The sequence below is a fragment of the Sphingomonas gei genome (assembly GCF_004792685.1).
Taxonomy (GTDB): Bacteria; Pseudomonadota; Alphaproteobacteria; order Sphingomonadales; family Sphingomonadaceae; genus Sphingomonas; species Sphingomonas gei.
In genome coordinates this window covers 41,132-63,183 of sequence record NZ_SRXT01000007.1, presented here as the reverse complement: position 1 = coordinate 63,183, position 22,052 = coordinate 41,132, and the positions used below count along the sequence as shown (strand labels likewise).

Genomic DNA, 22,052 nt, shown 5'->3' with positions numbered 1-22,052 from the left:
CAGGAGCCCGAGCTGGGAATGACCGCTAACCACCAACGCTCGCCATTCGCCCTATGGCCGCCAGGCGCAGCAATCTGGATGACGGGCGCGATGCGGGCCGCTATCCTCCCCCAGCATGCGCCTCGCCCTCTTCCAGCCCGAAATCGCCGGCAATGTCGGTGCCGTGCTTCGCCTCGGCGCCTGTTTCCAGGTCCCTATCCACATCGTCGAGCCGATGGGCTTCCCATGGAGTGACAAGGCCCGCAAGCGATCGGCGATGGACTATGACGACAAGGTCCAGGTCACCCGCCACGCCGATTTCGATGCGTTCAGGGCGTGCGTGCCCGGCCGGCTGATCTTGCTCACCACCCAAGGCGGCACGCGGCTGCCCGACGCAGCCTTCCAGCCCGACGACACGTTACTGCTCGGGTCGGAGAGCGCCGGCGCGCCCGACTTCGTCCATCGCGCCGCCGATCTCTCGGTGCGCATTCCGCTCGCCGCCGGGCTCCGCTCGCTCAACCTCTCGGTCGCAGCGGGCATCGCGCTGGGCGAGGCGCTCCGCCAGACCAATGGCTGGCCCGACTGAGCGGACATTCTGTCCTCTCGACACGCTTCCCTGCCCCCGCCTATCAGGCCGCCATGCAAGAGCTCGACCCCCAGCAGCAAGCCGCCCGGACCTGGTTCGAAAGCCTGCGCACATCGATCTGCGCCGAATTCGAGGCGATCGAGGCCGAGGCCGGCTCGAATGCGACGTTCGACTATCTCGCCTGGGATCGCACCGATCCCTCGGGCGAACCCGGCGGCGGCGGGGTGCGCGGGGTGATGAAGGGCAAGGTCTTCGAGAAGGTCGGGGTCAATGTCTCGACCGTCGGCGGAAGCTTCGAAGGCGAGTTCGCCAAGACGATCCACGGCGCCGCCGAGGATCCCGGCTTCTTCGCCACCGGGATCAGCCTCGTCGCGCACATGGCCAACCCGCACGTCCCCGCGGTGCATATGAACACGCGCTTCCTGGTCACCACCAAGCGCTGGTTCGGCGGCGGCGCCGATCTCAACCCGCCGATCCCGGTGGCGGATGACACCGCCGAATTCCACGCGGTGCTGCAGGCGGCCTGCGACGCGCACGACCCAGCGCATTATCCGCGGTTCAAGCAATGGGCCGACGACTATTTCTACATCCCCCACCGCAAGGTCCATCGCGGCGTCGGCGGGATCTTCTACGATCATCTCGAAGGCGATTGGGACGCGAACTTCGCGTTCACCCAGGATGTCGGCCGCGCGTTCCTCGACGCGTTTCCGCGCATCGTCCGCCGACGGATGGACCAGCAATTCACCGAGGACGACACCGCGCAGCAGCTCGAATGGCGCGGCCGCTATGCCGAGTTCAACCTGATCTACGATCGCGGCACCTTGTTCGGACTCAAGACCGGCGGCAATGTCGACGCGATCCTGATGAGCCTGCCGCCGATGGCGACATGGGGCTGACCCCGGTCCCCAACGACCAGATCGCCACGATCGTCACGTCGCTCGAGATGCGGACCAAGCCGCCGCTACGCCCCGCCCCGCCCTCGCCGCTGCGCCTTACCCATTGGCCGGCGCCGGCGAGCGAGAAATACAAGGCCCTGTTCCGCCGGGTCGGCGAGCCCTGGCTGTGGTTCTCGCGGCTGGTGATCCCCGAAGCAGCGCTGCGCCGGATCCTCGATGACGCGCGGGTCGAAGTCTATGCCGCCACCGACCGCGCCGGAGTCGAGCTCGGCATGGTCGAGCTCGACTTCCGCGTCGAAGGCATTTGCGAGCTTTCCTATTTCGCGCTGGTTCCCGAGCTCACCGGCAAGGGACACGGCAATTGGCTGATGGCGCAGGCGCTGGGCCTCGCCTGGCGCAAGGGCGTCGCGCGCGTCTGGCTGCACACCTGCACGCTCGATCATCCCGCCGCCTTGGGCTTCTATCGCCGCCACGGCTTCGTCGCGTGCAAGCGCACCGTCGAGAGCTTTGCCGATCCGCGGATCGCCGGGATCCTCGCACCCGACGCCGCGCCTCACATTCCCTGTCTGGGCTCGCTCCGGCGATAGGCGGCGACGCGCAGCACGCCGAGTGCCGACCAGGCAACCCCGCCGATCAGCGCCGCGACGACATAGCCGGTCACCACGCCCACCCGTTCGTCGCCGACCAGGGTAGCGAGCCCGCCGAACAATCCGCTCGACACCACGATCAGCATCATCGCGACGAGGAACGTCACCCCCGCCGCGGCGAGCAGCACGATCCAGCCGAACCCGCTGCTGCGCCGCCAACCCTGCCGGAAAGCCTCGATCACGCCGCGTTCGGGCGCCGCGGCGAAGGCGGGCCCGGCCAGCCAGGTCCGCGCGAACGCGAACAGCCCCGGCAGCAGGAACAGCGACGAGCCGAGGCTGAACAGCAAGGCGGCGACGATGTCGATCACCAGAAAGGGCAGGAAGCGCCGCAAGGTCAGCAGCAGCACTTCGCCCAGCGTCCGCCCGCCGCCCTGGAGATAGAGATTGAGCACGGCGAAAGTGCCGAAATCGATCGCGAGGTTCGCGAGCAGGATCGGCAGCAGATTGGCAACGTAGAACGCCATCACCGCGTCGCGCAATTTGTCCGGCGCGACTTCGGCGAAGCCGCTGCCGGCGAGCAGCAGGACGATGCCCAGCATCGGCACGACGAAGAACATGCCGGCGATCGGCAGGAGCAATTCGCGTTCGCTGCGCCAGAGAGCGCGGGCATCGGCGAGCACGCCGGCGAGGGACAAAGTCATGCGCCGGCTTCGGTGTGACGGAGGCCCGCCTGCGCAGTCAAAGCGAGGTAGAGCTTGGCAGTGAAGGCCGGCGGGATCACCATGAAGGCCGACTGGACCGCTGCGACGACGATCGACGTCATCACCGTGGCCAGCGTCACGCCGTCGCCGTCATTGCTCGCGACCAATGCGAAGATGCTGCCGAACACGGTCTTCGCCGCCAGCTCGGCTACCCAGCTGACGATCACGAAGAGGATGACGACGCCGACGATGCGAAGCGCCGCCCCGCGGGTCAGCGCCCAGGACTGGCCGAGCGCGCTCAGCATCCGGTTTTCCCGCACCACCACCGGCGTCGTGACCATCAGCCGCGCCGCCAGCCACAGGCCGAGGATCAGCAGCGCGAGCGCATAGAGCGCGATGAAGCCGGCCATCTGCATGCTGATCGCGGTGGGATCGCCGCCGCGGGCGAGCGTCGCCATGTCATAGCCGTTCGCCACCAGCACTCCGGGAATCGGCAGCGCCAGCACGCAGGCGCCGCCGAATATCACGATCGAGACGACCAGCACCGGAAGGAAGCGCCGGGTCGCGATATTCGAGGCGCTGCGCTCCGACGCGATATCGAGCGCCATCGCCGTGATCGCCAGCCCACCCCAGAGCGACACCAGAGCGAACAGGAGCTGCAAGCCATAAAGCAGCGCCGTGAAACCCGCGCCTGCGCCGGTCCGCGCCGCTTCGAAATTGCCTTCGATCGACGCAGGCACAAAAAAAGTGAGCAAGGCGATCGGCAGGATGGCGGCAATATTGTCGCTCAGGAATTCGGCCGTCCGATCCCAGACGGTTCCCATCTTCACCATGTCGTCCCGTTCCTTCGCCGCACTGCCGCCGTGTTAGCCCCGCGCCGGGGCGTTGCCAATGCTTGCGAAAAGCTGGCGCCGGGCGCTATCGGCGGCAATGACATCCGATATCGAATGGCGGGTCGAGCCCGGCCGGATCGACTATGCCGAGGCATTGGCCGAGATGGAAGCGCGCGCCGCCGCGGTCACGCGCCACGAAGCACGCGAGCTGGTGTGGCTGCTCGAACACCCGCCGGTCTACACCGCCGGCACCAGCGCCACCGACGCCGCCGAATTGCTCGACGCGCGCTTCCCCGTGCACAAGACCGGCCGCGGCGGGCGTTATACCTATCACGGCCCTGGCCAACGCATCGGCTATGTCGTGCTCGATCTGCGCGAGCGGCGCCGCGACGTGCGCTGCTATGTCCACGCGCTCGAAGGCTGGGTGATCGCCGCGCTGGGCGAATGCGGCATCGAGGCGTTTCGCGCATCCGGCCGGATCGGCATCTGGACGCTCGACCAGGCCGGCCAGGAGGCCAAGATCGGCGCGATCGGCGTGCGCATCCGGCAATGGGTCACGCTCCACGGCTTCGCGGTGAACCTCTCGCCCGATCTCAATCACTTTGCCGGCATCGTGCCCTGCGGCATCGCCGAATTCCCCGTCACGAGCGCCGCTGCGCTGGGGAAAAGCATCTCCGCCTCCGCGTTCGATTCCGCGCTTCACGTCACATTTTCGCCTTTTTTGAACGCCCTGAATGCCTGAAGGCCAAATCGTGTCTTGAGGGCGTGCCCTAAACCGACTAATGTCGAGTTCGGTTTGGGTATTAATGGCGCATCCGCTGTCCAAATCCACTATCTAGGGAGCTATTACATGCGTGCAGTCCTTTCCAAGATCGTTGCAGGTTCGATGATCGCCGGCGCGGCCCTTCTGGCCTCGGCGTGCACCAGCAACGAATCGTCGACCAACATCACCAACACCACCGAAGTCGTGCCGACCGAGAACGTCACCACGACCGACACGATGGTCACGAACATCGACGCGGCTGCTCCGATGGACAACATGGGCGCCGAGGCAAACTCGACCTCGATGACCACCACCGAGAATACCACGACGACCACCGGGAACGCGATGTAATCATCGCGCTTCGGCGTGTTTGAAGGGGCCGTCCGGGCAACCGGGCGGCCCTTTTCGTTGGGCGCCGCCCCGGCGCGCGGCGGCTCTCGAAAAAAGAGCTTGGGCGCGGAGTCAAAAATCCTTAACCACGCGTGGAACCAGCTAAAAAGAGGGCGTGATGCTCGTTCCGCGTATTGTATCGACCATGGCCCTAGGGGCCTGCCTGTTCGCCGCTGCTCCCGCATCGGCGCAATTCTTCCTCAAATCGCGAGATTTCGCGGGCGCGCGGGTGACGGGTGCCGAACCCGGCATGACCGGCCCCGCGCTTCCCGATGCCACGCCGGCCGAGCTTCGCGCCGCCCTGGTATGGAATCTGCGCGCCGCGCTCAACGTCGCTGCCTTGCAATGTCAGTTCGAGCCGACGCTGCTGACGTTGGGCAATTACAATGCGATCCTTAAAGATCACGAAGTCGAACTGCGTGAATCATACGTTACGCTCGAGAAATATTTCACACGCGCGTACAAGAACAAGAAGGCAGGCCAAACCGAACTCGATCGGTTTGGAACGCGTGTCTATTCGGGTTTTTCTACTGTCTCGGGCCAGCTGACATTTTGCCAGACGTCTGCCACAATCGGTCATGATGCGTTGTTCACGCGTCGCGGCGCGCTTGGCGATCTCGCCCAGAACCGTATGCGCGAACTCCGCGACAGCCTTTCGCCGTGGGGCGAACAGTTTCGCCGCAGCGTCAACTATGCGGCGCTGAACGTCACGCCGCTGTTGCCGCCGTTCGGCAACAACAAATGCTGGCGCAAGGGCAGCTACCAGGCGAAAAAATGCGGCGCACTGCAAGTGGCGACCCGGTAGCGATCGAAACTCCCTCTCCCATCAGGAGAGGGAGTTGAATTACCGCAATCCCAGCAGCTTGTGCGTCTGCAGCGACAGTCGCCAGCGCGGCCGCGCCATCACCAGCGCCACCGCGGCGCGGATATTGGCTTCTCCCGCGGCATCGTCCATCGGCTGAACGAGAAAATGGGCGAAATCCCAGCCTTCGATCGCGTCCAGATCGCTCCCCGCCTGCGGCCAGACCAGCTTCAACTCGTCACCCGAGCGCTGCACCACCACGCTGCCGGCCTTCGGGCTGATGCACACCCAGTCGATGCCCGGATGCGTGGGCAAGGTGCCGTTGCTCTCGATGGCGATGCGAAATCCGCGGGCGTGGAGCGCGTCGACCAGTGCATCGTCGACCTGGAGCATCGGTTCCCCCCCGGTGAGCACCACGAAGCGCCGCTCAGGATCCGCCCCCCAATGCCCGACGACCGCGTCGGCTAGCGCATCCGCATCGGCGAACTTGCCGCCGCCCAGCCCATCGGTCCCGACGAAATCGGTGTCGCAGAAGCGGCACACCGCCGCCGCGCGATCCTGCTCACGTCCCGACCAGAGGTTGCACCCGGCGAACCGCACGAACACCGCACGTGCGCCGGCGTTCACGCCCTCGCCCTGGAGCGTGAGGAACATCTCCTTGACGGCGTAGCTCATGGTGCGGTCGCGTAGCCCGTCGGATCGGGAACGCCGGCCTCTTCGAAGCCTTTCGCGCGCAGCCGGCAGCTGTCGCACAATCCGCAATGCACGCTGCCCGGGGCGGGATCGTAGCACGACCAGCTCATCCCCAGATCGAGCCCCAGCCGCATGCCCTCGCGGACGATATCGGCCTTCGTCATGTCCTGCAGCGGCGCGCGGATGTGGAAGGGCTCGCCTTCGACCCCGGCCTTGGTCGCCAGCTCGGCGAGCTTCTCGAACCCGGCAATGAATTCGGGCCGGCAATCGGGATAGCCCGAATAATCCAGCGCATTGACTCCGATATACAGGTCGCGTGCACCCGCCGCCTCGGCCCAGCCGAGCGCGAGGCTCAGGAAGATCGTGTTGCGCGCGGGTACATAGGTCACCGGAATGTCGTCGCCCACGCCGTCCTTCGGCACATCGATCTCCGCCGTCAGCGCCGAGCCACCGAACGCCCGCAAGTCGAGCGGCAGCACGACGTGGCGTTCGGCGCCGAGCACCTGCGCGATCCGGCGCGCGGCGGCGAGCTCGACATGGTGGCGCTGGTTATAGTCGATCGAAAGCGCAAGCAGCCGATGTCCGGCCTCGCGTGCCAGCGCGGCCGAGACCATCGAATCCAACCCGCCCGAAATCAGGGCAACTGCTACGCTGTCGGTCATGACCCCGCCGCTAGCCGGTTTCGCGCTGCAACGCAAAATGGGCCGCGGTGAAGCGGCCCAGTTAGGAAAGATTGCCAGAGAGGAAATGCTCCACGAAGGAGCGAGGACACTTCTAAACGAGCAAGGTTAACGAAGCGTAACCGCATTGCCTCAGCTGCAGGCACCGATCCGCCGGCCCTCGAACCGCTCGGAGAATGGCGCGCCGTTGGCGACGCCCTGAGTCTCGATATTGACCACGCGCGGCGTATCCAGCGAGATCGTCGTCCGGCCATGGCCGTGGCTGGGGCAGGTATAACGAACCGTCGCCGAGCGATGCGTGTTCTCCATCACGAAATGCTCGCACTGGCTGTTGCCGTGCATGATCTGGATGAGCGTCGCCGGATTGCCCAGGCAAAGCCGCCGCACTTCGCCCTCGCCGCTCTTGAGCTGCCATTGGCCATGCTCGAGCCCACCGAGCGCATTCGGCGCGGCGCTACGTTGGGCGGGTGCGCCGGCCGCGCCGAACAGCAGCAACGCTCCCAATATCATCGGGCGCATCAAACGCTTAAGCACCATCATTAACTCCCCAACCGGGCACAAACTACGGTGCCCCAACCAACCTGCGCCCGGTTCGCCGGAGATATGGAAAATCCGCGCTCGTTTACAACGGCTGTGAAACAAAATCGGTGAGCTTGAGCGGAAACTTCGTCGAGCAAAACGCACAATCAACGCTGATCACGCCGTCTTCATCGGCCATCTCGGCGCGTTCCTCTGCCGGGAACTTGGCGAGAACCTGGCTGATATAGGCGGCATCGCAGCGGCAGCCGCGGGTGAGTTCGGTGCCGCCCATCAGCCGCACCTCGGGCTCCTCGTTGAACAGCCGCCAGACGAGATTCTCGAGCGGAATGCCGGCGTCGGCGAGTTCGTCGGCACCCATCGTCGTCGCCAGCGCCTCGACATGCTGCCATTCGGGATGATCGAGCCGCACGTGCAGCCGCTCGCGGCCGACCTCACCCTCGGGCAGATGCTGGAGGAACAGGCCGCCGGCGATCAGCTTGCCCTGCGCGTCGCGGCGGGTGCCCAACCGGATCAGACTGGGGATCTGCTCGGACTGCAGGAAATATTGCTCCGCCGCCGCGCCGATCGAGCGCGCGTCGAGCGGCACGATCCCCTGATAGCGCTCCTTGGTCGTAACCTGGTCGAAGGTCACCGCGAGATAGCCCTTGGCGCACAAGGCATTGAGCGTCGGGTTCTTGCCCAGCTGCGACAGCCGCTCGGCATCGAACTGGACATAGCCGCGCAGTTCGCCATCCTTGTAATCGCACACCAGCAGGTTGACGATCGCCCCCGGCGCCTGCGCCTGGAGGGTCATTTGCCCCTGCCCGCCCTTGAGCGTCGCGCCGAGCAAGGCAGTCAGGGTCAGCGCCTCGGCGAGCAGTTTCTCGATCACCGGCGGGTAAGCGTGCGCCGACAGAATCCGGTCGAGCACCGGCCCGAGCCGCGCGACGCGGCCGCGCGCGTGGCGGCTGGGGATGGTGAAACCGGCGACGCGGTCGAGGTCGGTGGGGGCAGTGTTGATCATAACATTTCCCGTTCGGTCTGAGCTTGTCGAAGCCCCGTCCTTTCTTCCTCCGCCATCGCGAAAGAAGAACGGCGCGTCGACAAGCTCAGCGCGAACGGGGTTTTCTGGGTCCGGGCTCAGATAAGAACCGGTGCCCCCCGCTTCAACTCAGCCGATCTGGCCGAATACCCAGCGCAATACCGACTTCTGCGCGTGCAGCCGGTTCTCGGCCTCGGCCCAGATCAGCGACTGCGGCCCGTCGATCACTGCGTCGACCACTTCCTCGCCGCGATGCGCCGGCAGGCAGTGGAGGAACGCGGCGCCGGGCTTGGCCGCGGCCATCAGCGCCTCGTCGACCTGGAACGGCATCATCGCGGCGAGCTTGGTCTCGGCATGGTCCTGCCCCATCGAGATCCAGGTATCGGTGACGATCACGTCGGCGCCTTCAACCGCCTCGCGCGCACTGCCTACCACCCGCGCGCGGCCCCTGCCGCGCGCGACATCCTCGTCGCTCGGCTGGAAACCCTGCGGGCAGGCGGCGACCACGTCGAAATGCATCAGCCCGCCGGCTTCCATGATCGAGGCGAGAACATTGTTGCCGTCGCCCAGCCACGCGACCTTGAGGCCGGGCAGCGCGCGGCCGCTCTCGATGATCGTCAGCAGGTCGGCCATGATCTGGCAGGGATGCGACGCGTCGGTCAGCCCGTTGATCACCGGCACGCTGGCATATTTCGACATGTCGACAACCTTGGCGTGATCGTCGGTCCGGATCATGATCGCGTCGACATAGCCCGAGAGCACCCGCGCCGTGTCGGCGATACTCTCGCCACGGCCGAGCTGCATGCTGCCCGCGTCCATCACGATGCTGGTGCCGCCGAGCTGGCGGATCGCCATGTCGAACGACACGCGGGTGCGCGTCGAATTCTTTTCGAAGATCATCGCCAGCGTGTGGCCTGCGAGCGGCGCATCGGCGTCCGCCCTGCCCTTGGGCCAGCCCTGCCGCGCTGCCTTGCGCTCGAGCGCATCGGCGAGCATCGCGGCGACGCCATCGCCGCCAGCATCCGACAGGTCGAGGAAGTGGCGCGTCAAAATCCCTCTCCCATCGGGAGAGGGAGGGAGCCGCGAAGCGGCGGAAGGGTGAGGGTGGGCGGGATGAAGTGTGCGTCACCCTCACCCTTCCCACTCGGCTGCGCCGAGCGGGCCCCTTCCCTCTCCCGATGGGAGAGGGAGCTATTCACCAGCCACCGCATAGCTCCGCGCCCCGGCGCTCAGCAGCTCGACGCACTCGGCGATATGCCCCTCGTCGATCACCAAGGGCGGCAGCACGCGGAACACGTTCTCGCCCGCAGCCACGGTCAGCAGCCCGTGATTGTCGCGCAGATGCGCCACGAAATCGCGCGCCACCGCGGGCTCCTTGAGCTTGATGCCGAGCATCAGCCCCTTGCCGCGAATCTCCTCGAACAAATGATCGTGGTTGGGGATCATCTGCTCGAACGCCTGGCGCAGCCGGTCCCCCATCTTCTCGACATTCTCTAGAAAGCCGTCCTCCAGCATCACGTCGAGCACCGCTTGCCCGGCCGCCATTGCCAGCGGATTGCCGCCATAAGTCGAGCCGTGGGTGCCGATCACCATGCCCTTGGCGGCCTCCTCGGTCGCCAGGCAGGCGCCGAGCGGAAAGCCCGCGCCGATACCCTTGGCAACGGTCATGATGTCGGGCTCGATGCCGTAATGCTCATAGGCCCACATCTTGCCGGTGCGACCATAGCCGCACTGGATCTCGTCGAGGATCAGCAGCAGCCCGTGCTCGTCGCAGGCCTTGCGCAGCCCCTGGATGAACTCCTGCGTGCCCGCGGTCATCCCGCCCTCGCCCTGCACCGTCTCGACCAGGAAGCCCGCAGTCTCGTCGTCGATTGCGGCGAGCGCGGCGTCGAGATCGTTGAACTTCACATAATCGAAGCCCGGCAGCAAAGGCTCGAAGCCGTCGCGCATCTTGGGCTGGTCGGTAGCGGAGATCGCCCCGATCGAGCGGCCGTGGAACGCGTTCTTGAACGTGATCAATTTGTGCCGCTGCGGGTTGCCGTTGACATAGTGATAGCGCCGCGCAGTCTTGATCGCGCACTCGATCGCCTCGACCCCCGAATTGGTGAAGAACACCGTGTCGGCGAAGCTGACGTCGATGATCCGCTGCGCCAGCGCCTCGCCCTGCGGCGATCCGTAGAGGTTGGAGACGTGCATCAATGTCGCCGCCTGGTCGGAGATCGCCTTCACCAGATGCGGATGGCCGTGCCCCAGCGCATTGACGGCGATACCCGCGGCGAAGTCGAGATAGCGCTCGCCCTGCTCGCCATAGAGGTACACGCCCTCGCCGCGCACCGGCCGCACGCCGCACCGCGGATAAACGGGCATGAGCGGCGTGATCGGCATGGCAACGGTACCTCCTCGAGAGAGCTGGCTGAAGTCCCAGAAACGCAAAAGGGCGGTCAACCGGACCGCCCGGAGCGAGTGTTTACGGGCACCGTCGCAGCTGCGTCAATATTCGTTTCGGCGCGGACTATGCCTGCGAGCCATGACGAGTGCCCTTAGCTCTTGAGCTTCCAGCCCTTGCGCAGCAGCGCGTAGCAGAGCAGCCCCAAAGCCGCGTCGAGCGCGAGGATGATCAGGCTGCCCTGGAGCACCGGCGAATCGGCCACTCCGAGGAAGCCGTAGCGGAAGCCCGAGATGATGTAGAAAAACGGGTTGAGGTGGCTGATCGCTTGGAAGGTCGGCGACAGCCGGTCGACCGAATAAAAGGTGCCCGAGAGCAGCGACAGCGGCGCCACGACGAAATTGCTCACTGCCGCGGCATGATCGAACTTCTCCGCCCAGATCGAGGTCAGCACCCCGAGCAGCGACAGGAACAAGGCGCCGAGGAAGCCAAACCACAACACCGCCCAGAAATGCTGCGGGATCACGTGCACCCCGGGCCAGAACACCATCGCCAGCCAAACCGCGCCGCCGACGCAGAACGCCCGCGTCACCGCGCCGCCGCACAGCCCGGCGAGCAGTTCTCCGGTCGACAACGGCGGCATCAGATAATCGACGATCGTTCCCTGGATCTTGCCGACCAGCAGCGAGAAGCTCGAATTGGCGAACGCGTTCTGGAGCATCGCCATCACGATCAGCCCCGGCGCGATGAAATCGGCGAAGTGGATCTGGTGCCCCTGCAGCGCGACCATTCGCCCGCTGCCGCCCAGCGCGACGGTGAAGATCACCAGGAACAGCAAGGTGGTGACCGCCGGCGCCCAGATGGTTTGGAGCTGCACCTTGAAGAAACGGCGCACCTCCTTGATATAGAGCGTGCGCAGTCCTCCCCAATTCACGTTGCGAATCACCGGAACGCCGGGTTCGGGGAGATCATGGCTGATTTTGGGGCTCGATTCCGGGTGGCTGTTCATCGCGTGTCCGCGTAAACGCTGCCCGCGCCGCCCGCAAGTTGAAGGAAGAGAAGTGAGCTGGACCGAAGAGCGTATCGATACGCTGAAGAAGATGTGGGACAGCGGGATGACCGCCACCCAGATCGCCGAGGAGCTCGGCGGCGTGTCGCGCAACGCCGTGATCGGCAAGGCGCACCGGCTGGGCCTCCAGTCGCGCCCGTCGCCGGTCAAGCCCAACGAAGCCAAGGCAGAGGCCATAGCGCCCGCGCCCAAGCCCGCCGCGCAGCCTGCCGCTGCGGTCGCGCCTGCGCCGCGAGCGGCTGCAGAGCCCGCGCCGCGGGCCGCAACGCCCGCGCCCGCCTCGGCTTCGGCTGACGCGCCGGCCGAGCCGCGTGAACCCAGCGCACCGGTACTCCGCTCGGTCGGCCCCGGCGGCTTCGTCCGTCAGAATCCCGGCGAGCAGACTCCGCCGATCTCCCCCGCGCCGCCGCGCCGCCTGGTCCCGGCAAAGCCCAGCGATGCGATCGCCGGCAAGACCGGCCTGCTCGATCTGAACGACCGGATCTGCAAATGGCCGCTCGGCCATCCCGGCGAGCCCGACTTCCATTTCTGCGGGGACAAGGTGAACCCCGGTTTCCCGTATTGCGTCGCGCATTGCGGCCACGCCTATCAGGCGCAGCTCCCCCGCCGCGATCGCCGCCCCCCGCCCCCGCTGCCCTTCGGCGGCCCGCGGGTTCGCTGAGGCCTCGGGTGTCGTTCATCGACTCGCTGTCGTTCGGACGGTAAGTTGCGCGCATGAGCGACACCGCAGAACTCACCTTCGAGCTTCTGAAACGGCTCCACGCCGAGTTCGCGGACTTTCGGCGCGATCAGGCTTCGATCAAGATGCGGCTCGGCTCGTTGGAGCAGCAACAGGCGGCCATGGCAGGCGACATCGCCTCCATCCATGGCGATGTCGCCCGAATCAATTCCGAGCTCGATCATATTCGCGGCGATATCGGGCTGATCAAACGCCGCCTCGATCTTACCGAAGCCTAACTTCGCCTCGCGAGCGCCGGCAAGACGCTCCAAGCAATCCTGCCGGCCCCGCAATATATCTTCGTTCGGCACGGCGCGCGCTTTTGGCTAGTCCGCTGAAATGATCCGCCCAGCCCGCCGCTACCACCCCGCCATGCTGGTCGTGGCCGTCACCTTCCTCGCCTTGCTGTTCTCGGCCGGGCTGCGCTCGGCGCCGGGGGTCATGATGCTCCCGCTCGAGCAGCATTTCGGCTGGGACCGCGCGACGATCTCCTTCTCGGCCGCGCTCGGCCTGCTGCTGTACGGACTCGTCGGGCCGTTCGCCGCGGCGCTGATGATGAGCTTCGGGATCAAGCGGACGATGCTCGTCGGCCTGGCGCTGATGGCGGTATCGACCTTCGCTAGCCAATGGATGACCGCGCCGTGGCACTATGTGCTGAGCTGGGGCGTGTTGTCAGGGATCGGTTCGGGCGCGGTCGCCTCGGTGCTCGGCGCCGCGGTGGTCAATCGCTGGTTCGCCACGCGGCAGGGACTGGTGATGGGGCTGCTGAGCGCGAGCACGGCGACCGGCGCGCTGGTGTTCCTGCCCTTCCTCGCCTGGCTGTCGCAGGGCGGCGCGTGGAAGCCGGTCGCGCTCGCGGTCAGCCTCGGTTGCGCGGCGCTGATTCCGATCGTCGCCTTGCTCATTCCCGAACATCCCGAAGCGCGCAACGTCCGCCGCTTCGGCGAGGCGGACGACACCCCGCCGCCCGCCCCGCTCAAGCAGGCGGCAACGCCGTGGCTGGCGATCGAGGCGCTGGTCCGCGCTGCGCGAACGCCGATCTTCTGGCTGCTCGCCGGCACCTTCTTCGTCTGCGGACTCACCACCAATGGCCTGGTCGGCACCCACATGATCGCGTTCTGCGGCGACCATGGCATCGCCGCAGTCGCCGCTGCGGGGTTGCTGTCGATGATGGGCTTCTTCGACCTGATCGGCACCACCGCCTCGGGCTGGCTCACCGACCGCTACGACCCGCGCCGGCTGCTCGCAGTCTATTACGGCTTGCGCGGGCTCTCGCTGCTGGCGCTGCCGTTCATCGATTTCGGCCCGGTGAGCCTCACGATATTCGCAATCTTCTACGGTCTCGACTGGATCGCCACCGTGCCGCCGACGGTCAAGCTCGCCAACCAGTCGTTCGGCGAGCGCGATGCGCCGATCATATTCGGCTGGGTGCTCGTCGCGCACCAAATCGGCGCCGCGGTCGCCGCTTTCGGTGCCGGCGTGATCCGCGAGCAAGTCGGGACCTATACCCCGGCATTCGTCGCCGCCGGCGTCTTCGCGGTGCTCGCCTCCCTGGTGTTCGTGATCGGCTTCGGCCGGCGCGACCCGATCCGCGCGGATCCACTCCCCGCCTGAAGCGCCAGGGACCTCGATCACGCTCGCAGTTCTCTTTTTGTTCTTTTCCGGCAGACATCGTTCTGCTAGGAGCGAAGCAAGGAGGACGCACATCATGTTCGTACAGCCCGGCGAATGGTCGAACTTCGGCGACACGCGCGGCCGCGAGGCGCGCAGCATCGGCGCGATTCTCGGCGAAATGCACGAGATTGCCCGTTTGCGCGCCCGCAGGACCGTGCGTCCCTTGCGCCGCAATTCGGCGTGACCCTATACCCTCCTCATGGCTGAAGACCTGTTTGCCGCCCCGGGCGTACCGTCGGGGACCTATGACGCCTCCTCGATCGAAGTGCTCGAAGGGCTGGAGCCGGTCCGGCGCCGCCCCGGAATGTATATCGGCGGCACCGACGAGCGCGCGCTGCATCACCTCGCCGCCGAAGTGCTCGACAATGCGATGGACGAGGCAGTGGCCGGGCACGCCACCCGCATCGAGATCGAGCTCGAGGCGGGCAACCGGCTGACGATCGTCGACAATGGCCGCGGCATGCCGATCGATCCGCATCCCAAATTCCCCGACAAGTCGGCGCTCGAAGTGATCCTGTCGATGCTCCATTCGGGCGGCAAGTTCTCCGGCAAGGCCTATGCCACCAGCGGCGGCCTGCACGGCGTCGGCATCAGCGTGGTCAACGCACTGTCGGTGGATACCGTCATCGAAGTCGCGCGCGACAAGCAGCTCTATCGCCAGCGCTTCAGCCAGGGCCAGACGCTGGGCCCGCTCGAGCATCTCGGCGGCACCCCCAACCGGCGCGGCACTTCGGTGGCGTTCACGCCCGACACCGAGATCTTCGGCGAGATGCACTTCAAGCCCGCGCGGCTCTACAAGCTCGCGCGCTCGAAAGCCTATCTGTTCGCCGGGGTCGAGATTCGCTGGAAATGCGCGCCCGAATTGCTTTCGGACGAGACCCCGGCCGAGGCGGTGTTCCAGTTCCCCGGCGGGCTCGGCGACCACCTCAAGGAACAGATTGCCGGCCGCGAATGCGCGACGTCCGAGTTCTTCACGGGGCAGCAGGATTTTCCCGGCGAGGATCAGGGCCGGGTCGAATGGGCAGTCGCCTGGCCCTTGTGGAGCGACGGCAGCTACAGCTGGTATTGCAACACCATTCCCACCCCCGACGGCGGCAGCCACGAACAGGGCCTGCGCCAGGCGCTCACCCGCGGCATCCGCGCCTTCGGCGAGCTGGTCGGCCAGAAAAAGGCCAAGGACATCACCGCCGACGACGTGATGACCGGCTCCGAGCTGATGCTTTCGGTGTTCATCCGCGAGCCGCAATTCCAGTCGCAGACCAAGGACCGCCTCACCTCACCCGAGGCGACGGGTCTGGTCGAAAAGGCCGTCCGCGACCATTTCGACCATTTCCTGTCCGACCATATGGACCGCGGCAAGGCGCTGCTTTCCTATGTCATCGATCGGATGGACGATCGCCTGCGCCGCAAGCAGGAGCGCGAAGTCAAGCGCAAGACCGCGACTTCGTCGCGCAAGCTGCGCCTCCCCGGCAAGCTCACCGACTGCGCCGCCGACAGCCCCGAAGGCACCGAATTGTTCATCGTCGAAGGCGATTCGGCCGGCGGCTCGGCCAAGCAGGCGCGCGACCGCAAGACCCAGGCGATCCTGCCGATCCGCGGCAAGATCCTCAACGTCGCCAGCGCCACCACCGCCAAGATCTTCGCCAATCAGGAAATCGCCGACCTGATCCTCGCAATGGGCTGCGGCACGCGCAAGGACTGCGTGCCGGAGAATCTGCGCTACGAGCGCATCGTCATCATGACCGACGCCGATGTCGACGGCGCGCATATCGCGACGTTGCTGATGACCTTCTTCTTCCAGGAGATGCCCGACATCGTCCGTCGCGGGCATCTCTATCTCGCCCAGCCGCCGCTCTATCGCCTCACCGTCGGCGCGAAGAGCCTCTATGCCCGCGACGATGCGCATCGCATCGAGATCGAAGAGGGCGCGTTCAAGGGCAAGAAGGTCGAGGTCAGCCGCTTCAAGGGCCTTGGCGAGATGAACCCCAACCAGCTCAAGGAAACCACGATGGACCCCAAGACGCGCGGCATGCTGCGTGTCACGCTGCCGCAGGAATATGAAGAGCGTGCCGGGGTGAAGGACCTGGTCGACCGGCTGATGGGCAACAACCCCGCGCACCGCTTCGCCTTCATCCAGGAAAATGCGGCAAGGCTCGACGGCGAAGTCATCGACGCCTGACGCTATTTTTTCGCGAGCCCGTGTAAGAATCCCTGCCCCCCGCCGACTAACGGAGTGAACGGGAGGGGAAGTCCAGACGATGCGCAGCGACCGAACAAGGCAGGACGCGCTCTATGCCGAGGCGGGCGCCGCGCATGCCCCGGCGATCGCGCGCCTCGCCCGCTCGGTCGAGGCCAATCCCGATCATGCCCGCGATCTCGAGCAGGAGATCCATCTCGCGCTCTGGCGCAGCTTCGCCGGCTTCGATCGCCGTTGCGCGCTCTCGACCTGGGTTTATCGCGTTGCGCACAATGTCGCCGCCAGTCACGCCGCGCGCGGCGCGCGCCAGGCGAAGCGCGTCGCGCTTGACGACGAAGCCCTGCTCGCCGAGGGCGACCCCGAGGCCGAGATCGGCCAGGCCCACACGATCGCGCGGCTCCACGCGCTGATCCGCCGCCTCCAGCCGCCCGATCGCCAGGTCATCCTGCTCTATCTCGAAGGGCTCGACGCCGCGGCGATCGCCGAAGTTACCGGCCTCACTGCTGGAACCATCGCGGTAAAAATCCACCGCATCAAGGCGCTGCTTGCGCGGCGCTTCCATTCGGGAGAGGCGGCATGACCGATTCGCTCGCCACTTTGTGGACGCAGCAGCAGCACGATGCCGCGCCGCTCGACGCCGAAGCGCTCGCCCGCGCCGACGCGCGGTTCCGCCGCCGCATCCGGATCCGCGATAGCGTCGAATATCTTGCCGGGCTGCTGGGCGCCGGCATCTTCGCCAACATCGCCGTTCACGCCGCCGATTGGGAAATCCGCATCGCCTGCGCTGCGATCATCCTCGGCACCGTGGTCGTAATGCGCAACCTCTGGCGCCGCCGCCCGAAGGCGCCCGATGCCGCGCTCGGCGCTGCGAGCCATGCCTTCCACCGCGCGAACCTCGTCGCCCAGCGCGACCTGCTGCTCAGCGTCTGGCGCTGGTATCTCGCGCCGATCGTGCCGGGGATGGTACTCTTCCTGCTCGCCGCGGCCCGCGCTTCGGCCGAACACATGCCGCTCGCGGTAGCGTTGGCGGCTAGCGGCGTCGCGGGCACCCTCGTGGGCGCGATGTTCTGGGGCATCCACTGGCTCAACCGCGCCGCCGCGCGCCGCCTCGACGTGGCGATCGCCGCGCTCGATCGGGACGCGCAGTGATGACTGGACTGGTGACGTATGGCCGGTCGATGGTAGCATCGCCGAACTTGCGATCGACTCGGTCTGGCGTGAGGGGAAATGGATATGCTGTTGCGTAGTGCGTGTGCGGTGCTCGCCTTGGCGGCCGCCTTTCCGGCAAACGCGCAGGACGCGCCCGAGTCGGACCAGACGATCGTCGTCACCGGCACGCCTTTATGGCAGACCGAAGCCGCGCTGAAGGACTGCTTGGCGCGGAAATGCCCGCCCAAGGACGATATCGACGCCAGCCTCGCGCATGCCGAGAACCAGTTCGTCGCCGGCCAATATCACGAGGCCCGCAAGACGCTGGCCGCAGCGCGCAGCCGCAATGCGCGCCATGCCGCAGCCTTCCCGGTCGAAGTCGCGGATCTGACGCGCGCTTACGGACGGCTGACCGAAGTCGACGGCTATCCGGACCTCGGGCGCACCCTCCAGATCGACGCGCTCGACGCGCTCAAGGCCGGGCTCGACAAAGGCGATTCGCGCGTGCTGATGCAGCGGCTGATGGTCGGCGACCAGTTCGGCAAGCGCGGAAGATTTCGGGCCGCGGTCGACGTCTATGCCAAAGTTACCAGACAGGCGCGCAAGGCCGGGTTGCCGACGGTGGCCGGTTTCGCGATGCTGCGCGAGGCGATGATCTATGCCGCGGCGAGCTATTCCAACCCCGCCTATCGCGAAGGCACCGAACGCCGGATCAAGGCGATCGAGCAGACCCCCGAGCCTGCATTCGCCGAATTCCGCTTCGCCGCGCGGCTGCTCCGCGCACGGCTCGCGTCGGAACGCGGCGACCCCGCGGCACTCGATACGGCGCTGGCCGCGTTCAAGCGGGACAGGCTCGATCGGCCGGTGCTGGTCTTCGCGCCGCCGCTGCTGATCCAGCGTGCCGAAGGGCATGAATCGGGCCGCTTCAGGGACGGCCGCAACATCAACAAGGTGCCCGAATGGATCGACGTGCGCTATCGCATCGCCGCCGACGGCACGGTGAACGACATCGAGACATTGCGCGAATCGTCAAACTTCCAGGCGACGTGGCCGAAGACGGTGCGCGAGAATCTCGCCCAGCGCCGCTACGCGCCGTTCGCACTCCCCGCCGGGTCGGACGGTTTGACCAAAGTCGAGCGGTTCACGATGGTCTATGACGTATACCGCCCGACAGGCTCGCGCCTGCGCGTGCGCTCGTCCTGGGGCCGGATCTCGTCGCTCGATCTCACCGCCGAGGCGACACCTTCCGCAGCGCCTGGCGACAAGCCGGTCGGAAAGCCCTGACCGCCGACAAGCTCCCGCAAACGCGCCTGACAGAAGGTCCCGATATGCACCATGCCCTGCGGCTCTGGCCGCTGTTTTTCTGCGCGGCTTCCCCGCTCGCTGCCCAGACGCCGCCATCCCAAGCCAGCGTGGAAGCCTCGCCAGAATTGCAGACGCGCGTCCGCGAGCTGCCCGGAATCCTTTCCGGAACCGGCAGCTACGAGACCTTCTTCACGCCCGCCTTCCAGACGCAGGTACCCAAGACAACGCTCGACACGATAGCCGCGCAACTGACGGTCGCATTCGGTCCACTGCAGCGCGTCGAGCGTATCGAAGTCCGAGATCCATTCAGCGCCGAAGTCGAAATCGGCTATCGCGATGCTGTCGCATCGCTTCGGATCGCCGTGGAGCCCGCTGCGCCGCATCGCGTTGCCGGCCTGCTGGTCGCCGGGACGGTGGCGCGCGAACGGACGCTGGCGGACGTCGCCACGACACTGGCCCAGCTCCCTGGCATTTCGGGATTTGCCTGGGCCAGGCTGGGCAGCGGCGCCCCGCAACTGCTCTCGACGCACCGGCCCGACAATCCTCTCGCGATCGGCTCGGCGTTCAAGCTGATCATTCTCGACGAGATCGTCCGCGCCACCAATGCCGGCGAGCGCAACTGGGACGACATGGTCACTCTCGACGGGTCCGAACTTCCCGGCGGCGGCTATAACCTCAAGCCCAAGGGCAGCCAGATCTCGTTGCGCGAACTCGCCACCCAGATGATTTCGATCAGCGACAACAGTGCGACCGACATCCTGCTGAAGACGCTCGGCCGCGCTAAGGTCGAGGCGATGCTCCCGGTCGTCGGAGTCGCGGATCCGGCGCGCAACCGGCCGTTCCTGTCGACGATGGAGCTGTTCAAGCTCAAGGGGATCGAGGCGAACGACCTTCCCGGCCGCTATCTCGCCGCCGACGAAGCCGGCCGCCGCAGCATCCTCGACGGCGAAGTCGCGAGGCTGCCGGCGCTGATGATCCGCCCGACCCTGTTCCGCGACGGCAAGCCGGTGCGGATCGACACGCTCGAATGGTTTCTGTCGCCCGCCGATTTGGTGCGCGTGATGGACTGGCTGCGCCGCAACACCGAAGGTCCGAAGGGTGCCGATGCGCGTGCGGTGCTGTCGAAGAACCCCGGCATTACGCCCGGCGCGGCGGGTAAATGGCAATGGGTGGGCTATAAGGGCGGCTCGGAGCCGGGGGTGATGAACATGACGCTGTTGCTCCAGGCCAAGGCCGGCGACTGGTACGTGCTCACCGCCGGCTGGAACGATCCGGCGCAAGCCGTGAGCGAAGCACGCCTCGCCAGCCTGATCTCCCGCGCCGCGGAGCTGGCGGCCGAACGATGACCGCCTGACTGTCTAGGGCTCCTGCGAAAGCAGGAGCCCAGGATGGCGAAGCACTCAACTACCCCAGGCTCCTGCTTTCGCAGGAGCACCGAACGTCTGGAATTGATTGATAGCCGTCGTTCGCGTCTGTCGGCGTACGACTTACCCCCGCGTCCGCAGCCGATGATAGGTTGCCCGCGTCGAAATCGCCGCGATCAGCACCAATATGCCCAGGCCGAGCACTCCTGCGCCGACCCAGAGCGGCACGCCGAACCCGCGCCGACAGGCCAGCACTAGCAGCGCGCCGCCCAGCGAAATCCCGATCCCCCAGCGCCGCATCCGCAGCGCCACCCCGCCGAGCTCGCGCCGATAGGCAGGATCCTTCAGGTCAGGCGCCGCCATGCCAATCCTCGCGCAGCAGCCCGTACAAGGTCGTGTCGCGCACGCCGATATGCGTTTCCCATTCGCCGCGCAGCACGCCCTCCAGCTTGAAGCCCAGCCGTTCGAGCAGCCGCCGCGACGCGACATTGTCGGGATCGGTATCGGCGAACACGCGCCGCTGCCCCTCGGCGAAGAGCTGGTCGATCACGCGAGTGGCGGCTTCGGCGGCAATGCCGGTACCCCAATATTCGCGGCGCAGCAGATAGCCGATCTCGCTGACATTGCCCTGCCGCTTCTCGCCGACCGCGACGAAGCCGATCGCGCGGCCGTCCTCCTTCAGCGTGATGATCCAGCGGCGCCATTCGGGCGCGCGCTGGGCCAAATCGGCGCGAGTCTGCTCGACCGAATGATGCGGCGGGTTCGACCACCAGCGCATCATTTCCGGATCCGCAAAGGCCGGGTGCAGCGCCTCGGCATCGGCGGGGGTGCCGGGCCGCAGCCGCAGGCGCGCGGTTTCCAGCACTGGCGTCTCGCGCGGCGTCACGCGCCCAGGGCTTCGACCAACGCCTTCACTTTCTTCTGGCGCCATTGCGGCAGCGGCGCGACCAGCCAATAGCCCAGCCGCGACGACTTGGCCTCGCCGACCGGCACGACGCGTCCGCTCGCGAGCTCCGCACGCGCGATGATCTCGGGCACCGTCGCGCGCCCCAACCCCTCGGCCGCGGCGTCGAGCGCGAGCCCGGCATCGGCGACGCGCACCAGCGATCCCGCATCCTCGGCCAGGCAGCCCGCCCAGGCGATCGGTGTGTCGATGCCGCCGCCCGGCCGCTCGACGGTGACCATGCCGTCGCTTTCCAGCGCCTCGCCCTCATGCTCGCCGGGGCCCTCGCCCCAGCGGATGGCGAGGTCGAGATTGGCCTCGGTGAAGTCGAGCGCCTCGTCGGCGGGAACCAGCCTGAAGCGCAATTCGCCGTCCCCGCGCGCGATCTCGGCGAGCCGCGCCATCAGCCACTTGGCGCTCAGATCGCGCGGCGCCGCGATGGTAAGCGACTTGGACGATTGCTGTGCCTGCATCGCCCGCACCGATTCCTCGAACTGGAGGAAGCCCGCACGCAACGCGACAAGCCCCGCCTCGGCCTCGGGGGTCAGTTCGAGCCCCTTGGTCGTCCGCCGGAACAGCACCACGCCGAGCGTATCCTCGAGCGCGCGAATCTGCTGCCCGACCGCGGCGGGGGTCACCGCCAGTTCGTCGGCGGCGCGGGTGAAGGAGAGATGCCGCGCCGCGGCGTCGAGCACGCGCAGGCCGTTGAGCGGAAGGTGGGTCCGCTTCACTTACTACGCTCCCGATGGCGCCACGCCCTCTCGCCGTTCGCCCTG

Annotated in this window: 27 protein-coding genes; 15 read left to right on the top strand and 12 right to left on the bottom strand. The window is 66.7% G+C overall.

Annotated features, from left to right (window positions below; all coding sequences use genetic code 11):
* Positions 1 to 115 precede the first annotated feature (115 nt).
* The 3 genes from E5A73_RS17210 to E5A73_RS17200 are packed head-to-tail and all read left to right on the top strand — an operon-like array spanning position 116 to position 2,048.
* Complete coding sequence (locus tag E5A73_RS17210; RefSeq protein ID WP_135965088.1) at positions 116 to 565, top strand: tRNA (cytidine(34)-2'-O)-methyltransferase; 450 nt, start codon at positions 116 to 118, stop codon at positions 563 to 565.
* A 53-nt stretch (positions 566 to 618) separates the two neighbouring features.
* Positions 619 to 1,461 carry an oxygen-dependent coproporphyrinogen oxidase gene (gene hemF, locus E5A73_RS17205; RefSeq protein ID WP_135965087.1) on the top strand — a complete coding sequence of 281 codons (843 nt, stop codon included), beginning with the start codon at positions 619 to 621 and terminating at the stop codon, positions 1,459 to 1,461.
* Entirely contained in the window at positions 1,452 to 2,048 is a 597-nt protein-coding gene (locus tag E5A73_RS17200; RefSeq protein WP_135965086.1) for a GNAT family N-acetyltransferase, read from the top strand. Before hemF ends, E5A73_RS17200 begins: the two co-directional genes overlap by 10 nt.
* Here E5A73_RS17200 and E5A73_RS17195 read toward each other — a convergent pair.
* Together E5A73_RS17195 and E5A73_RS17190 are read right to left on the bottom strand one after the other, a co-directional pair.
* Complete coding sequence (locus E5A73_RS17195) at positions 2,015 to 2,749, bottom strand: hypothetical protein (RefSeq protein ID WP_135965085.1); 735 nt, start codon at positions 2,747 to 2,749, stop codon at positions 2,015 to 2,017. The genes E5A73_RS17200 and E5A73_RS17195 overlap by 34 nt on opposite strands.
* Positions 2,746 to 3,582, bottom strand: a complete 837-nt coding sequence (locus E5A73_RS17190) for a DUF7847 domain-containing protein (protein ID WP_135965084.1) — start codon at positions 3,580 to 3,582, stop codon at positions 2,746 to 2,748. The genes E5A73_RS17195 and E5A73_RS17190 overlap by 4 nt, the downstream gene beginning before the upstream one ends.
* Before the next feature lie 97 nt (positions 3,583 to 3,679).
* Between E5A73_RS17190 and lipB the strand changes: the two genes are divergently transcribed.
* The 3 genes from lipB to E5A73_RS17175 all read left to right on the top strand — a co-directional run bounded on the left by lipB (position 3,680) and on the right by E5A73_RS17175 (position 5,540).
* Positions 3,680 to 4,324: a lipoyl(octanoyl) transferase LipB gene (gene lipB / locus E5A73_RS17185; protein WP_135965083.1), complete on the top strand. Its 645-nt coding sequence runs from the start codon at positions 3,680 to 3,682 to the stop codon at positions 4,322 to 4,324.
* A gap of 108 nt (positions 4,325 to 4,432) precedes the next feature.
* Complete coding sequence (locus E5A73_RS17180; RefSeq protein WP_240700238.1) at positions 4,433 to 4,696, top strand: hypothetical protein; 264 nt, start codon at positions 4,433 to 4,435, stop codon at positions 4,694 to 4,696.
* A 157-nt stretch (positions 4,697 to 4,853) separates the two neighbouring features.
* Positions 4,854 to 5,540, top strand: coding sequence for a hypothetical protein (locus E5A73_RS17175; protein WP_135965082.1), 687 nt, complete (start codon positions 4,854 to 4,856; stop codon positions 5,538 to 5,540).
* Between the two features lie 39 nt (positions 5,541 to 5,579).
* Here the strand turns inward: E5A73_RS17175 and queE are convergent, their stop codons facing one another.
* The 7 genes from queE to E5A73_RS17140 all read right to left on the bottom strand — a co-directional run bounded on the left by queE (position 5,580) and on the right by E5A73_RS17140 (position 11,866).
* Positions 5,580 to 6,212: a 7-carboxy-7-deazaguanine synthase gene (gene queE / locus E5A73_RS17170; protein WP_135965081.1), complete on the bottom strand. Its 633-nt coding sequence runs from the start codon at positions 6,210 to 6,212 to the stop codon at positions 5,580 to 5,582.
* Positions 6,209 to 6,892: a 7-cyano-7-deazaguanine synthase QueC gene (gene queC / locus E5A73_RS17165; RefSeq protein WP_135965080.1), complete on the bottom strand. Its 684-nt coding sequence runs from the start codon at positions 6,890 to 6,892 to the stop codon at positions 6,209 to 6,211. Before queC ends, queE begins: the two co-directional genes overlap by 4 nt.
* 150 nt (positions 6,893 to 7,042) lie before the next feature.
* On the bottom strand, positions 7,043 to 7,447 hold the full coding sequence (locus tag E5A73_RS17160) for a DUF3617 domain-containing protein (RefSeq protein ID WP_135965079.1): 405 nt from the start codon (positions 7,445 to 7,447) through the stop codon (positions 7,043 to 7,045).
* 85 nt (positions 7,448 to 7,532) lie between these two features.
* The gene (gene hslO, locus E5A73_RS17155; RefSeq protein WP_135965078.1) at positions 7,533 to 8,453 is read right to left on the bottom strand and encodes an Hsp33 family molecular chaperone HslO; all 921 of its coding nucleotides are present in this window, start codon (positions 8,451 to 8,453) and stop codon (positions 7,533 to 7,535) included.
* A 147-nt stretch (positions 8,454 to 8,600) separates the two neighbouring features.
* Positions 8,601 to 9,467: an ornithine carbamoyltransferase gene (gene argF / locus E5A73_RS17150; RefSeq protein WP_240700265.1), complete on the bottom strand. Its 867-nt coding sequence runs from the start codon at positions 9,465 to 9,467 to the stop codon at positions 8,601 to 8,603.
* A 195-nt stretch (positions 9,468 to 9,662) separates the two neighbouring features.
* Entirely contained in the window at positions 9,663 to 10,856 is a 1,194-nt protein-coding gene (locus E5A73_RS17145; protein ID WP_135965076.1) for an aspartate aminotransferase family protein, read from the bottom strand.
* 155 nt (positions 10,857 to 11,011) lie between these two features.
* Positions 11,012 to 11,866 carry an ABC transporter permease gene (locus tag E5A73_RS17140; protein ID WP_135965075.1) on the bottom strand — a complete coding sequence of 285 codons (855 nt, stop codon included), beginning with the start codon at positions 11,864 to 11,866 and terminating at the stop codon, positions 11,012 to 11,014.
* Positions 11,867 to 11,918: 52 nt separating this feature from the next.
* Between E5A73_RS17140 and E5A73_RS17135 the strand changes: the two genes are divergently transcribed.
* From E5A73_RS17135 to E5A73_RS17100, 9 genes are all read left to right on the top strand, one after another.
* The gene (locus tag E5A73_RS17135) at positions 11,919 to 12,587 is read left to right on the top strand and encodes a GcrA family cell cycle regulator (protein WP_135965074.1); all 669 of its coding nucleotides are present in this window, start codon (positions 11,919 to 11,921) and stop codon (positions 12,585 to 12,587) included.
* A 53-nt stretch (positions 12,588 to 12,640) separates the two neighbouring features.
* A complete protein-coding gene (locus E5A73_RS17130) occupies positions 12,641 to 12,883 on the top strand; it encodes a hypothetical protein (protein WP_135965073.1) in 243 nt (80 codons plus the stop codon).
* A gap of 100 nt (positions 12,884 to 12,983) precedes the next feature.
* A complete protein-coding gene (locus E5A73_RS17125) occupies positions 12,984 to 14,258 on the top strand; it encodes an MFS transporter (protein ID WP_135965072.1) in 1,275 nt (424 codons plus the stop codon).
* Positions 14,259 to 14,352: 94 nt separating this feature from the next.
* A complete protein-coding gene (locus E5A73_RS21475; RefSeq protein WP_168355969.1) occupies positions 14,353 to 14,502 on the top strand; it encodes a hypothetical protein in 150 nt (49 codons plus the stop codon).
* A gap of 15 nt (positions 14,503 to 14,517) precedes the next feature.
* Complete coding sequence (gene parE, locus E5A73_RS17120; protein WP_135965071.1) at positions 14,518 to 16,497, top strand: DNA topoisomerase IV subunit B; 1,980 nt, start codon at positions 14,518 to 14,520, stop codon at positions 16,495 to 16,497.
* A gap of 79 nt (positions 16,498 to 16,576) precedes the next feature.
* Positions 16,577 to 17,095 carry an RNA polymerase sigma factor gene (locus tag E5A73_RS17115; protein ID WP_135965070.1) on the top strand — a complete coding sequence of 173 codons (519 nt, stop codon included), beginning with the start codon at positions 16,577 to 16,579 and terminating at the stop codon, positions 17,093 to 17,095.
* Positions 17,092 to 17,664 carry a hypothetical protein gene (locus E5A73_RS17110; protein ID WP_135965069.1) on the top strand — a complete coding sequence of 191 codons (573 nt, stop codon included), beginning with the start codon at positions 17,092 to 17,094 and terminating at the stop codon, positions 17,662 to 17,664. Before E5A73_RS17115 ends, E5A73_RS17110 begins: the two co-directional genes overlap by 4 nt.
* Positions 17,665 to 17,748: 84 nt before the next feature.
* A complete protein-coding gene (locus E5A73_RS17105) occupies positions 17,749 to 18,948 on the top strand; it encodes a hypothetical protein (protein ID WP_135965068.1) in 1,200 nt (399 codons plus the stop codon).
* 44 nt (positions 18,949 to 18,992) lie between these two features.
* Positions 18,993 to 20,315 (top strand): serine hydrolase, encoded by a 1,323-nt coding sequence (locus E5A73_RS17100; protein ID WP_135965067.1) that lies wholly within the window; start codon positions 18,993 to 18,995, stop codon positions 20,313 to 20,315.
* Between the two features lie 141 nt (positions 20,316 to 20,456).
* On the opposite strand, the gene E5A73_RS17095 is transcribed toward E5A73_RS17100, so the two are convergent.
* From E5A73_RS17095 to E5A73_RS17085, 3 genes are read right to left on the bottom strand one after another with little or no spacing between them, the layout of a single operon-like run.
* Entirely contained in the window at positions 20,457 to 20,696 is a 240-nt protein-coding gene (locus E5A73_RS17095) for a hypothetical protein (RefSeq protein ID WP_135965066.1), read from the bottom strand.
* Positions 20,683 to 21,219 (bottom strand): GNAT family N-acetyltransferase, encoded by a 537-nt coding sequence (locus E5A73_RS17090; protein WP_240700237.1) that lies wholly within the window; start codon positions 21,217 to 21,219, stop codon positions 20,683 to 20,685. The genes E5A73_RS17095 and E5A73_RS17090 overlap by 14 nt, the downstream gene beginning before the upstream one ends.
* Entirely contained in the window at positions 21,216 to 22,007 is a 792-nt protein-coding gene (locus tag E5A73_RS17085; protein ID WP_135965064.1) for a LysR family transcriptional regulator, read from the bottom strand. The genes E5A73_RS17090 and E5A73_RS17085 overlap by 4 nt, the downstream gene beginning before the upstream one ends.
* Between the last annotated feature and the right edge of the window lie 45 nt (positions 22,008 to 22,052).